The 14,499-nt window shown below is 31.9% G+C and carries 9 protein-coding genes and 1 riboswitch; of the genes, 8 read left to right on the top strand and 1 reads right to left on the bottom strand.

Annotated features, from left to right (window positions below):
* Positions 1-218 precede the first annotated feature (218 nt).
* From V5E38_RS06125 to V5E38_RS06155, 7 genes are all read left to right on the top strand, one after another.
* Positions 219-1,847: a glycoside hydrolase family 13 protein gene (locus V5E38_RS06125; protein ID WP_499212557.1), complete on the top strand. Its 1,629-nt coding sequence runs from the start codon at positions 219-221 to the stop codon at positions 1,845-1,847.
* A gap of 382 nt (positions 1,848-2,229) precedes the next feature.
* Positions 2,230-3,966 carry an ABC transporter ATP-binding protein gene (locus tag V5E38_RS06130; RefSeq protein WP_499212558.1) on the top strand — a complete coding sequence of 579 codons (1,737 nt, stop codon included), beginning with the start codon at positions 2,230-2,232 and terminating at the stop codon, positions 3,964-3,966.
* Positions 3,966-5,753 (top strand): ABC transporter ATP-binding protein, encoded by a 1,788-nt coding sequence (locus V5E38_RS06135; protein ID WP_335477750.1) that lies wholly within the window; start codon positions 3,966-3,968, stop codon positions 5,751-5,753. The genes V5E38_RS06130 and V5E38_RS06135 overlap by 1 nt, the downstream gene beginning before the upstream one ends.
* Positions 5,754-6,426: 673 nt before the next feature.
* Entirely contained in the window at positions 6,427-6,954 is a 528-nt protein-coding gene (locus tag V5E38_RS06140; RefSeq protein WP_499212559.1) for a YcxB family protein, read from the top strand.
* A gap of 125 nt (positions 6,955-7,079) precedes the next feature.
* The gene (locus tag V5E38_RS06145) at positions 7,080-9,353 is read left to right on the top strand and encodes a helicase C-terminal domain-containing protein (protein WP_499212560.1); all 2,274 of its coding nucleotides are present in this window, start codon (positions 7,080-7,082) and stop codon (positions 9,351-9,353) included.
* A gap of 79 nt (positions 9,354-9,432) precedes the next feature.
* A riboswitch (SAM riboswitch) is annotated at positions 9,433-9,536 on the top strand.
* 81 nt (positions 9,537-9,617) lie between these two features.
* Positions 9,618-10,787 (top strand): trans-sulfuration enzyme family protein, encoded by a 1,170-nt coding sequence (locus V5E38_RS06150; RefSeq protein WP_097978700.1) that lies wholly within the window; start codon positions 9,618-9,620, stop codon positions 10,785-10,787.
* Positions 10,788-10,792: 5 nt separating this feature from the next.
* A complete protein-coding gene (locus V5E38_RS06155; RefSeq protein WP_499212561.1) occupies positions 10,793-11,959 on the top strand; it encodes a trans-sulfuration enzyme family protein in 1,167 nt (388 codons plus the stop codon).
* Between the two features lie 177 nt (positions 11,960-12,136).
* Here the strand turns inward: V5E38_RS06155 and V5E38_RS06160 are convergent, their stop codons facing one another.
* Entirely contained in the window at positions 12,137-12,559 is a 423-nt protein-coding gene (locus tag V5E38_RS06160) for a hypothetical protein (RefSeq protein ID WP_499212562.1), read from the bottom strand.
* Between the two features lie 382 nt (positions 12,560-12,941).
* On the opposite strand from V5E38_RS06160, the gene V5E38_RS06165 reads away from it, so the two are divergent.
* Complete coding sequence (locus V5E38_RS06165; RefSeq protein ID WP_499212563.1) at positions 12,942-14,396, top strand: NAD(P)/FAD-dependent oxidoreductase; 1,455 nt, start codon at positions 12,942-12,944, stop codon at positions 14,394-14,396.
* Positions 14,397-14,499: the final 103 nt, after the last annotated feature.

A 14,499-nucleotide genomic window follows, 5' to 3' on the forward strand; every position in this document is an offset into this window, starting at 1 on the left:
TGTTAAAATAGAAAATGTAAGCGTTTAAATAGGGTTTGTGGAATATTGGTTTTAAAAACTAGGACACTTTTACTACCAAAAAATGCACACGATTGCACAGTTTTAGTAAAAGGGTTTGAGATTTAAAATTTCACGTACCATATTAAACTATTTAGAAAAAATAACAATTAAATTTTTTTAGTTTTTAAGATTTATACATAATCTAGGAGGCAATTTAAATGGAGAAAAAATGGTGGCATAATAGTGTAGTTTATCAAATATATCCTAGAAGTTTTATGGATAGTAACGCTGATGGAATCGGTGATTTAAATGGAATAATTGAAAAGCTTGATTATTTAAAGCTTTTAGGAATAGATGTTATATGGTTGAGTCCTGTATATAAATCTCCTAATGATGATAATGGTTACGATATTAGTGACTATTGTGACATTATGGAAGAGTTCGGAACGATGAATGATATGGATGAATTAATTTCAGAAGCGAATCATCGAGGGATTAAAATCGTAATGGATTTAGTTGTGAATCATACATCTGATGAGCATCCGTGGTTCATTGAATCTAGAAAGAGCAAAGATAACCCATATAGAGACTATTATGTTTGGAGAGATCCTGTGAACGGAAGAGAACCAAATGACCTTCCTTCTGTATTCAGTGGCAGTGCATGGGAATACGATGAACAATCTGGACAATACTTCTTGCATTTATTTAGTAGAAGGCAGCCAGATTTAAATTGGGAAAATCTAAAAGTACACGAAGAAGTATATAATATGATGAACTTTTGGCTTGATAAAGGAATTGGTGGGTTCCGAATGGATGTAATTGATTTAATTGGGAAGATTCCTGATCAAGAGATTACAGCAAATGGTCCAAAGCTACATGAATATTTGCAAGAGATGAATAAAAAGACTTTTGGAAATCATGATGTGCTAACTGTTGGTGAAACTTGGGGAGCAACGCCAGAAATTGCAAAGCTTTATTCGGATCCAGTTCGAAATGAATTAAATATGATTTTTCAATTTGAGCATATTGGTCTTGATCAAGAAGAAGGGAAGGAAAAATGGGATTTAAAGCCACTAAATTTGTTGGAGTTAAAAGAAGTTTTTAATAAGTGGCAAACTCAGCTTGATGGAAAGGCTTGGAATAGCTTGTTCTGGAACAATCATGATTTACCACGAATTGTTTCTAGGTGGGGTAATGATAAGGAATATCGTATTGAAAGTGCGAAAATGCTTGCTACAATCCTTCATTTAATGCAAGGTACACCTTATATTTATCAAGGTGAAGAAATTGGAATGACAAATATTCGATTTGAAAGCATAGATGAATATGACGATATTGAAACGAAAAATATGTATAATGACCGTATTTCAAAAGGATACAAGCATGAAGACATAATGGAATCGATTTATACAAAAGGTAGAGACAATGCACGTACTCCAATGCAATGGAATGGAGAAAAGCATGGAGGTTTTACAAAAGGAACCCCTTGGTTAACAGTAAATCCGAATTTTACTAAAATAAATGTTGAACAATCGATAAACGATCCAGATTCAATTTTTCATCATTATCGCCAGTTAATTCAATTGCGAAAAGAAAATCCTGCAATTGTTTATGGTTCTTTTAAAATGCTTGCTGAAAAAGATGAAAAAGTATTTGCATATGAAAGACAGTATAATGGCGAAAAATTCCTAGTTGTAGTTAACTTTACAAATGAGGAATCAAAATTTAGTCATAGTAATAGCTATGATGAAGTAAGTATAATTTTAAGTAATTATAAAGATTCAAGCTTAACGGGTGTGAATAATAGCTTAAGACCGTATGAAGCAATTGTTTGTAAAATTAAATAATTAAATTTATTAAAAATAGTTTGACATTTCAAAGTCCACTCGTATATGATAAGAATATCAAATAAGAAGGAGGTAGGTTAACATGATGATTGTAAGAAAATTAAACTGTGAAGCATCACAAAATTTCATAATGATTATGAACCCTATCTCTACGCAGGACGGACCACGTTGAAATTTAGATTTCAATTGACGATCTAGCCATGGGTTTATATTACCCATGGCTTTTTTGTGCCAAAAATAAACGATTCATTTCTGTTTATTTTTGGGCGAAACGTTTCTTTATGGCCATGGGATATGGAAAATATTCCCATGGTCTTTTTGTTGTCAAAAAAAGTGGAGGGTTGCGTAGAGTTAGGTTAATTGATACAAGGGAGGTATAATTTTGTCTCGAATTTTAAAATATGTCTTTAGGCATAAGCTTTCATTTATTATTGGTTCAATTTCAATGGTTTTAGTAATAGGTGTGGATCATTTAATTCCTTATTTACAAATGATTCTTATCGATGATGGTATTACGAAAGGAAAAGCATCTGTTGTCCTACCAGTTATTGGAGGGATTATAGGTGTCACAATCATTAAATCAATTTTTGGTTATGTAAAAGAATATTTATATGACTTAGTAAGTTCGAAGGTACATGAAGATATAAAAAATGATATGTTCAAGCATATTCAAAGTTTTGAATTTAAGTATTTTGACTCGATGAATACGGGTGAATTACTTTCAAGAATTAATGAAGATGTCGAAAATATCTGGCAAACAATTGCGTTTGGACTAAGATTGTTTGTTGAAAATATTATTTATTTTACTGTCAGTACAGTTATCTTATTTTTAATTAATTGGCAGCTTGCACTAATCTGTTTAGCAATTATGATCCCAATTGGATATATGGGGACGCGTCTAAATCGCTTACTTAATAAAGGTTACGGTAAAATAAGTGACCATACAGCTGAAATCAATACAACAGCTCAACAAAATATTGCGGGTGTAAGATTGGTTAAAGCATTTGCTAGAGAAAAGCATGAGACTTTGAAATTTTTGAAAATGAATCGTGGCTATTATGATTTAAATATGGCTCAAGCTAAAACAATGCGTAAATATTTTCCTAATATTGAATTTCTAACAAATATTGCGCTTGTAGCAATGATTATCCTCGGTGGATATTTCGTTTTACAAAATAGTATGACGCTAGGTGAACTAGTTGCATTTAGTGGATATATTTGGAACTTAATTTGGCCGATGAGAATGTTAGGCTGGTTAACAGATGTACTTTCTAAAAACCAAGCTTCTGCGAAGAAGATTTTTGAAATTTTAGATCGTAAAACTACAATTGAAAACAAGGAAGGTGCATATACACCGAATCTAGTTGACGGTTCAGTAGAATATAAAAATGTAAGTTTCAAATACAATGATGAAATTGTCTTAAAAGATATTAATCTATATATTCCAAGCGGTAGTAAAGTAGCGATTATGGGAACGACAGGTGCTGGGAAATCTTCAATTCTTCATCTGATTGGACGCTCATACGATGTGGCTAAAGGAGAAGTTCTAGTAGATGGCGTTAATGTGAAAGATTTTAATCTTACATCTTTACGTCAAAATATGTCTCTCGTTTCTCAAGATACTTTCCTTTTCTCAGATACGATTGAAAACAATATTAAACTAGGAAACCCAGAAGCTACAATGGATGAAATACGTGAGGCTTGCCGTATTGCTTGTTGTTTAGACTTTATTGAAGATCTAGAAGAAGGTTTCAACACAGAAATTGGTGAACGAGGTATTGGTTTATCTGGTGGCCAAAAACAACGTATATCAATTGCCCGCGCATTACTAAGAAACGCTCCAATCCTAATTTTAGATGATGCAACTTCTGCATTAGATATGGAAACGGAGTATGAATTATTACACAATTTAAATAAACGTTTCTCGCATAGTACAACATTTATCATTGCTCACCGTATTTCTGCAGTAAAAAATGCCGATGTAATTTTATTTGTTGAAAATGGAGAAATAGTTGAAAAAGGAAATCATAAACAATTACTTGATAAAAAAGGAAGATACTTTGAAGTGTACGAAGAACAATTCAAAGATTTTGAAACAGTAGAAAGCGGGGTGGTCTAATGGCACAAAATACGATTAATCGTGATGAAGACCAACTAAATCGGAGTAAAACCGAGCTTATTCTTAGGCTCGGGACGTATTTAAAACCATATAAATTAAAAACATTTTCCGTTATTTGTTTAATGTTATTTGTAATGATTATTGGGATATTAAACCCATATTTACTAAAGGTAGCGATTGATACAAATATTAAAAATCACGATGTAAAAGGGCTCATAATGATTGGAGCTGTACTATTAGCTCTAAATTTCTTAGCAATGATTGCCTCGAAAATACGTTGGACGATGATTAGCTCCGTTACAAATAATATTTTAGTAAATATTCGTCATGAGCTTTACACCCATATTCAAAAACTTTCATTTACGTTTTTTGATAATCGACCAGTAGGGAAAATTTTGGCTCGTGTAATGGGGGATATTAGTGCTCTCCAAAATTTATTCAACCAAAGTATTCAAACATTAATTCCGGAATTACTAAGCTTAGTTTGCGTTACAGTCGTAATGTTTATCTTAAATGTAAAACTTGCAATCGCATCAGTATCAATTCTTCCATTTTTGGCTGTTGCCATGTTTTATATTGAAACACGTGCACGTAAAAGATGGGATGATTACAGAAAAAAACGTTCAAATTTAATTGCGTTTATACATGAAGATTTTTCAGGAATAAAAGTAGTTCAGTCCTTTGCGAAAGAAAAAGATAAAGAAAAAGACTTCAAAGAAAAGGTTTCTGAATTAATGGGCTCATTCATGAGGGCAGTAAAAATGAATGACTTCTTCTGGCCATTAGTTGAGCTTTCTTGGGGTGTTGGTACTGTAATTGTATTTTATGTTGGATATAAGCTTGTAACTAGTCAAGATATTGAAGTCGGAACATTAATCGCATTTTCAATGTATATTGGCATGTTCTGGCGTCCAATTATGAACTTATCTAACTTTTATAATACATTAATATCAAACTTCTCGGCAGCTGATCGTATTTTTGACATTATGGATATTGATCCAGAAATTATTAGTGAAGAAAATGCACCTCCAATTGGACGAATTAATGGTGAAGTTCAATTTAGAAATGTGACTTTTGGTTATGATGAAAAATCTACAGTCCTAAAAAATGTAAATTTCACAATAAATCCTGGTGAAAAAATTGCATTGGTAGGTGCAACCGGAGCAGGGAAAACGACGATTGTTTCACTTTTAAGTCGATTCTATGATCCTTTAAAAGGTGAAATCTTAGTAGATGGTAACGATATTAAAAAAGTAGATTTAGAATCTTTTAGAAGTCAAATGGGAATTATGCTACAAGATACATTCCTTTTCTCAACATCGATTATGGAAAATATTCGATACGGTAAATTAAACGCTACAGATGAAGAAGTAATTGCTGCAGCTAAAGCAGTTCATGCACATGACTTTATTATTAAAATGGAGAATGGGTATGATACGGATGTAAACGAGAGGGGTTCAAGACTTTCATTAGGTCAAAGACAATTAATCTCTTTTGCTCGTGCTCTACTAGCTGATCCTAGAATTTTGATATTAGATGAAGCTACTTCGAATATCGATACACATACAGAGAAGCTTGTCCAAAATGGAATTGAAAAGCTATTAGAAGGTCGTACTTCATTTGTCATTGCCCACCGATTATCAACAATTCGTGACTGCGACAAAATTATGGTAATCGGAAACGGAAATGTCGAGGAAAGCGGTACACATGAGGAGTTATTAGCATTAAAAGGACATTATTATAAATTATACATGGCGCAGTATAGCTTTATTAATGATGGAGCATAATTGATTTGTTTTAACTAGATTGGGGCTGTCTCAAAAGTCAGGTTAACTGACGTATGAGCGGCTCTTTTTTATTTGAAAATATACTGCTGCTATGTGTGAGGGTATTTCAACGGCGTTTTTCATTTGTAGTTGATCTAATCTAGCTTTTTTAGCTATTTTTGTATGTTCTTATCAAGTTTTTATTTAGACAGAAGGCATATTTGCAAGTTTTCTATTTGAAATAATCTGCTTTTGTCTGTTATTTAGGACGGAATACCTTAACTGGTAGGGGTACTTTTAAACTTTAATTGCGGTTATTAGGATTTTAATTGTAGTTATGCTAAAAATTGCGATTTTCAAATTTTAATTGCAGTTTCACTAATTTTAATTGCGATTTTCAGATTTTAATTGCAGTCCCTTGTTTAATTTCGATTCTCAAATTTTAATTGCACTTTCATAAACTTTAATTGCAATTCTAAAAACCTTATTTGTAGGTAGGACATCCATTTTTATGCCAAAAATCTAAAATTAGAAACTTGAAAATGAATTATTACGAATTTTTAATAAAAGAATTAATTCTATGAATCTTGAAAAATCAACTTAACATAAGTAGATGAAATATCTTTATTTTCTGTTTTTTTCTAATGTTAAAATAGTAGTGATTAAAATATTTTTGCGAAAATGGAGGTCAAGTATGAAACTTAATTATGAAATTAATTTGGATGATTATATTGAATTTAATTTACATCACTTAAAACACTCTAAAACTGTTCAAAAGTCTTTAATTAACCAACGATTTGCTGTGAGTTTAATCTATTTAGTAATACCATTTTTAATTTCCTTTCTTTTCAACCAACCGCTTTTTGGTTATTTACTTGCCTTTTCGTTAGCAGCTATTCTTTGGTTCATTTATTTTCCAAAGTATTTCTACCGTTCATCAAAAAACAAAATAATTAAGCATTTAACTGAAAAGAACGATCAATCATTATTCGGCGAACATTCTCTAAAGGTAGATGAGAATGGGATTAAAGAAATTACACAATCAAGTGTTCATGAAATAAAGTGGGATGATATAGTTGAAATAAAGGGAACGAAGAATTACTTTTATATTTACTTTACAAGTATGCAAGCCATTGTAGTGCCACTAGAAGCAATAAAAGATGACATGGAAAGATTATTACAATTTTACAGGAAATATAATATTCAAGTTTTATATTGCTAGTTGAATAGTGTATTCTAATCTCTAAAAGTTCAAGTTATTTTGACTTGGACTTTTTTTATTGTTACTTTTCATTCTTAATCAAGAAAGAAGAATTATGATAAAATGTAAAAAAGGAGGGTACTCACTTGGAGAATTGTATAAAGGTTTCAGTTCGAACGCTAGTTGAGTATGCTCATACAGCGGGAAGTATCAATATAACATATAAAAGTTCGGTTTCATTAATTGAAGGAACAAAGGCACATCAAAAAATCCAAAAAGAATATGGTGAAGAGGATGTAAAAGAACGACCTATATCCGGCACTATAACATTGGATCGATTGGTGTTTCAGATAGAAGGCCGTTGTGATGGATTATTATTTAAGGATGATCAATATATAATAGAAGAAATTAAATCAACAATGAAGGATTTGAATGAAATAAATGAAAATTCATATCCTGTTCATTGGGCACAAGCAAAAGTTTATGGATATTTTATTTGTGAAGAATTACAGCTTGAAAAGATTACACTTAGACTTACATATATTAATATTTTAACTGAGCAGAGAATAAGCTTCGATCTTTTGTTTACAAAGGATGAATTAACAAATTACTTATACAAAATGCTAGAAATTTATTATCCTTTTGCAAAATGGAAATACGATCATATTGAGTTAAGGAATGAGTCAATAAAAGAATTAAATTTTCCTTTTCCTTCTTTCAGAAAAGGTCAAAGAAAGTTAGCTGGAGCGGTATATCAAACGATTCAGGAAGGTAATAATTTATTTGCTGTTGCACCAACCGGAATAGGAAAAACGGTTTCAACTATTTTTCCCACTGTTAAAAGTATTGGTGAAAATAGTATAAATCGAATGTTTTACTTAACTTCTAAGACGATTACTAGGACTGTTGCTGAAGAAGCGTTTAAGCGCATGACAGATCAAGGGCTTTGTATAAAGTGTACGACGATTACAGCAAAAGATAAAATCTGTTTTAAAGAAGAGACGTTGTGTCAAAAGGATTATTGTGAATATGCCAATGGTTATTATGACCGGATAAATGATGCTGTTCTTGATATTCTTTCATCGGAAAAAGCGCTAACTAGGGATAAAATAGAAGAATATGCACGAAAACATACAGTCTGTCCTTTTGAATACTCATTAGATTTATTAAATTCTTCAGATGCTATTATTTGTGATGTAAATTATATTTTCGATCCACGAGTATCGTTAAAAAGATTATTTGATGAGCATAAACGAAGTTCAGTTTTATTAATTGATGAAGCTCATAATCTTGTTGATCGGGCAAGAGAAATGTACTCTGCAAGTCTATTCAAATCTAAATTTTTAGAGTTGAAAAATAGATATAAAAATTTAAAAGATGAACTTTATGCCATAATAAATGAAATAAATAAGCGATTGATTGAATTAAGAAAGAAATGGAAGGACGTTGTATCACCAGTTTCAAAAGAAATTGATGAGGATTTATTGGAACTTCTACATACATTTAATGAAATCGTCGAAATAAAATTACAGGAAATGGACGAGGACGAAAATAAACAACTTTTACTTGATACTTATTTTGAGTCGCTCAACTTCGTCAAAATTGCAGAGTTTTTTGATGAAAATTACGTATGCTACTATGAACTTTATAAAAGTGAAGTTCATTTAAAGTTGTTTTGCCTAGATCCTTCTAAAGTAGTAAATGACGTCATAAAAAAATTTCGCTCAACAATTTATTTTTCAGCTACTTTAACACCAATTCAATATTTTCAAGATATGCTTGGTGATCAAAGCCGCGATTATACAATTTCAATCGATTCTCCTTTTCATAGTGAACAACTGGAAGTAACAATTGACCCACTTTCAACACGATATCAAGATCGTGAAAGAAATTTAGAAAGATTAATTGATTCGGTGTATAAAGAAATTACGAAAAGAAAAGGTAATTATTTAGTTTTTTATCCGTCTTATCAATATTTAATTCAAAGTGTTGATTTATTTAAAGAGAAATACCCTAACATAAAAACAATCGTTCAAGAAAATGGTATGACTGAAATTGAACGAGAAGAGTTCCTTTTACGGTTTGATAGTCATAATGAGGAAACATTAGTTGGCTTTGCTGTATTAGGTGGGATATTCTCTGAAGGGATCGATTTAAAGGGTGATCGATTAAATGGTGTCGTAGTAGTTGGTGTAGGGTTGCCGCAAATTTGTTTAGAAAGAAATATTTTAAAGGAGCATTTTCATTCGGTTGGAAAAAATGGGTATAATTATGCATATGTCTTTCCAGGTATGAATAAAGTAATGCAAGCTGGAGGAAGAGTTATTCGTTCTGAATCAGATGAAGGGACTTTATTACTAATTGATGACCGATATAAGAGCACTCTTTATCAAAGTTTATTACCTGAAGAATGGAAATGAAAAGCCAATAATTAAATAACGAAAAAAAATGATTGATAATTATCAGAGTTTTTAATATACTTATCAATATAATTAAATAATCTTATCAAGAGCGGTGGAGGGACTGGCCCGACGAAACCCGGCAACTCTAGTGAAAACTAGAAAGTGCTAAATCCTGCAGGTGAAAAACCTGGAAGATAAGAGCGATATGTATATTTTGCGGACATAACCACTTCTTATTTTTTAAGAAGTGGTTTTTTATTTGACTAAAATGGGGGATTTATAATGACTAACACAAAAGAGGCTTTAAACACGAATAAAAAATCGATTGAAACAGTAGCTGTACATGGAAGCAAAGGCTATGATCCATTAACTGGTGCGATTAGTTATCCAATTTATCAATCTGCTACATTTAAACATGCAGGACTTCATCAATCGACTGGATATGATTATGCAAGATTACAAAATCCCACTCGAGAAGAAGTCGAAAATACTGTAGCAAAATTAGAAAGTGCAAATTTTGGAGTTGCATTTTCAACTGGAAATGCAGCCGTTACTGCAGTATTAAGCTTATTTAAAAAAGGTGACCACTTAATTGTTTCAGATGATTTATACGGTGGAACATATCGTTTATTCGAAGAAATTTATTCACCATATGGACTTGAGCATAATTTTGTTGATACGACTGAAATTGAAAATATTCTTGATGCACTTAAACCGAATACAAAAGGAATCTTTATTGAAACACCATCAAATCCAATGATGAAAGTAACGGATTTAAAAAGAGTAGTAGAGATTGCAAAAGAAAGAGATATTATCGTGATTGTTGATAATACATTTTTAACACCTTATTTCTTTAGACCAATTGAATTAGGGGCAGATGTTGTTGTTCATAGTGGAACAAAGTATTTAGGTGGCCATAATGATACACTTGCTGGTTTTGTCGTGACTAATTCAGAATATACGAATGAACGAATTCGTTATTATCAAAAATCAACAGGTGCAACTTTAGCTCCATTTGACTCTTGGTTAATCTTAAGAGGAATTAAAACATTACATTTACGTATGGAATACAGTCAAAAAAATGCGATTGTACTTGCAAAATTTTTAGAAAATCATCCAAATGTTACTGAAGTGTATTATGTAGGATTACCAACGCATAAAGGATATTCAATTATTAAAGAACAAGCAACTGGATTTGGTGCAATGATTTCATTTAAAGTGAAAGATTTAAGTTTAGTTGAACAGGTTTTAGGAAGCGTAAAAGTCATCACATTCGCAGAAAGCTTAGGTGGAGTTGAATCCTTAATTACGTATCCACATACGCAAACTCATTCAGAAATGCCAGAAGAATTTAAAAGAAAGCTTGGTCTAGATGACCATACACTTCGATTATCTGTTGGTATTGAACATATTGATGATTTATTAAATGACTTAGAAAATGCATTGGGGTGATGAGCATGCAATTTGGAACGAAATTAATTCATAACGGAAATGAAATAGATCAGGCAACAGGCGCATTAAGTATTCCAATTTATCAAACTTCAACATTTCATCAATTTGATATAGAGAATTTTGGTAAGTACGACTATGCAAGAAGTGGAAACCCAACAAGGGAAGCGTTGGAAAATACAATTGCAATATTAGAAAATGGCGTTCGCGGTTTTGCGTTTTCATCAGGGATGGCTGCAATCTCATCTGTATTGTCTTTGTTCTCAGCTGGAGATCATATTGTCATCTGTGAAGATGTTTATGGAGGAACATTTAGAATAGCGACAAAAGTATTAAATCGTTTCGGAATCGATTTTACTTTCGTGGACGCATCTAATCTACAAGAGATTAAAGCCGGAATAAAGCCAAATACAAAAGGTCTTTATTTAGAAACACCGTCTAACCCTCTTTTGAAAATTACTGATTTAAGTAGTGCAATCAAAATAGCAAAAGAAAATGACATACTTGTCATTGTAGATAATAGTTTTTTATCACCATATTTACAAAGACCATTAGACTTAGGAGCTGATATTGTCGTTCATAGCGCAACAAAATTTATTGCAGGCCATAGCGATGTAATCGGAGGATTAGCGGTCGTAAATTCAGAAGAACTTGCAAATGATTTATACACAATCCAAAATTCATTCGGAGCAATTTTAGGTCCACAAGACTGTTGGCTAACATTAAGAGGATTAAAGACGTTAAAAGTTCGTATGGATGCTTATGAACAAACTGCATCAAAATTAGCAAATTGGCTTTTAGAACAAGAAGAAGTTGAGGACGTATATTACCCAGGACTAAAAGATCATCCCGGTCACGATGTTCATTTTGAGCAAGCTACTGGAGGAGGAGCAGTCCTTTCATTTACACTAAAAACGATTGAACAAACGACAAGTTTCCTACAATCAGTCGAAAACGTTGCAGTTGCAGTTTCATTGGGTGGAGTTGAGACAATTGTTTCATATCCTGTAAAAATGTCTCATGCTGCAATACCGCTCGATGTTCGTGAAAGATTAGGCGTAAAAGATACATTAATAAGAGTGTCCGTTGGTTTAGAAGATATTGAAGACTTGATTGCAAGCTTCCAAAAAGCATTAAATGCAGGAGTAAGAGAAAAACAAGAAGTGCAAGAATAGGGAAAACGATTAATTACAATGGAGAATCAATCCGAGAAATCATTACCTTATCTTAAAAATCCCACAATGGAATTTCTGTGGGATTTATTTATTTTATATTATTTAATTTTGCACTTTTGAAGATGCTTACATAAGATGTAAATTTTAAGTAGTATAAATGATTTTATATTTACATGATCATGAAAGGAATATTTCACCATCACCAATTTCCTCTTGAATTACCTCAGCTGCACCAATAAGTGCCAATGCGTTACCAACTATTTGAACTGAATCAGAAAGAACAATTTTTCTTTGTAACTCAAGTAAATCTTTTTTATCTGAAGTGAACAATTGCTTAGAAACGAAAAAAGCTACGGATAATTGACCGGCTGTACCAATCCACATTCCCGAAATAATATCTTTTTTCCCTTGAAAGATTGGATCTTTGTCGATTGAATATAATTTTGATAATGTAATCGTTTCGTATAATTGTGCAACTGCTTTAACCCATGATGCAGCAACAATTTTTCTTTCAAGACTTGCTTGTAATTCCTCATCTTCTAAATTAGTTTTCTGATAATGATCTTTACCATCCTTTACCTTTATATTTTCTGCTAGCATCTTTTCCATCTCCAATATAAATATCTGTTATTTATATAACTATTCAACTTGATGTGATTGTGATTCTATCTAATAGGATATTTTCGTTATTCAATGATTAACTTTTAGTTAAATTAGATGAAATAAACAAATTGTTAATTTATAAATAATCTGAAGTCAATTAATTAATATTCAAGTTTGAATTGTCTAAAATTTGTTAAAAAAGCTAATTGACAGATGGAAATTTCTAATGAATAGGTTTCACTTTGTTTATAAGCGAATATTTTTTGTAAAAACACAAAAAAATGTTCGTGTTTTTACTTGAAACGTATTCTGATTGATGGTATTCTATTTTAGGTTGATCAAATGAAATAATTTAAACCTTATTTGGAGGTATATATAGATGTATGATGTTATCGTTGTTGGAGCAGGACCTGCTGGAATCTTTACTTGTTATGAATTAACTTTAAAAATGCCTAATGCTAAAGTAGTACTTGTTGATAAAGGACATGATATATTTGCAAGACATTGCCCAATTTTACAAAAGAAAATTGAAAAATGTCCTCCTGCTGCAGGTAAAAAAGAATTTTCAGGTTGCTTACCAGCTTGCTCAATTACAAATGGATTTGGTGGTGCTGGAGCATATTCAGATGGAAAATTTAATATTACAAGCGAATTTGGTGGATGGATGACAGATTACTTATCAGATTCACAAGTAGTAGAATTAATTAAATACGTAGATAAAATTAATTTAGAACATGGCGCAACTGAATCGATTACGGATCCTTTAACAGAAGAAGTTAGAGATATTGAACGTCGTGGTTACGCAGCAGGACTTAAATTATTACGTGCACAAGTTCGTCATTTAGGAACAGAACAAAATTTAGAAATTCTAAAAAGCATTTATGAGTATTTAAAAACGAAAATCGATATGAAGTATAAAACTGAAGTAGAGGACTTAATAACTGAAAAGGTTGAAGGTACTCATATCATAAAGGGAATTAAATTAAAAAAAGGTGAAGAATTACTTGCTGAGAAAGTTGTAATTGTACCTGGACGTGATGGATCAAAATGGTTAACTGATGTTATGAAAAAACGTCGTTTAAAAATGTCAACGAATCAAGTTGATATTGGTGTTCGTGTTGAGACTTCAAACGTAGTAATGGAAGAGATTAACAAGCACTTATACGAAGGAAAATTCGTATTTAATACTAGTGTGGGTACAAAAGTCAGAACATTCTGTAGTAATCCGTCTGGACACGTAGTAGTTGAAAACCATTCAGGTATTATGACTGCTAATGGACATGCTTATAAAGACCCTAAATTAGGAAGTCCAAATACAAACTTTGCCTTATTAGTATCGCATCAATTCGCAGAACCATTCGACAAACCAAATGAATATGCGCACGAGGTTTCACGCCTTGCAAACATGCTTTCACACGGTGGAGTAATCGTACAAAAATACGGAGATATTTTAAGAGGTCGCCGTTCAACTGAAAAACGTATAAAAGAAGGCTTTTTAGAACCAACTTTAAAAGAAGCAGTACCAGGAGATTTAGGATTAGTTTTACCATACAATACTATGAAAAGTTTGATTGAAATGGTAGAAGCATTAAATCATGTAACTCCAGGTATTGCTGCAGAACATACACTTTTCTACGGCGTAGAAGCAAAATTCTATTCAGCTCGACCAAAGCTAAATGAACATTTTGAAAGTGAAATCTCTGGATTATATCTAGGTGGAGATGGAGCAGGAGTTACTCGTGGTTTAGCTCAAGCAAGCGCATGTGGCGTATGGATTGCTCGTGATATCGTTACAAAAATCGGAAATAAAGAAAAAGAATTAGTTACTGTTTAATACTTAATTAACAAACCTCTAGTGCATTTGATAGCAATAGAGGTTTGTTTTGTTAGACTAGACCTTTGATCATTATTTTGGTATTTGGCTTGATAAAGAATTA

It is taken from the genome of Rossellomorea sp. GAMAL-10_SWC (assembly GCF_049568075.1).
Classification (GTDB): Bacteria; Bacillota; Bacilli; order Bacillales; family Bacillaceae_G; genus Gottfriedia.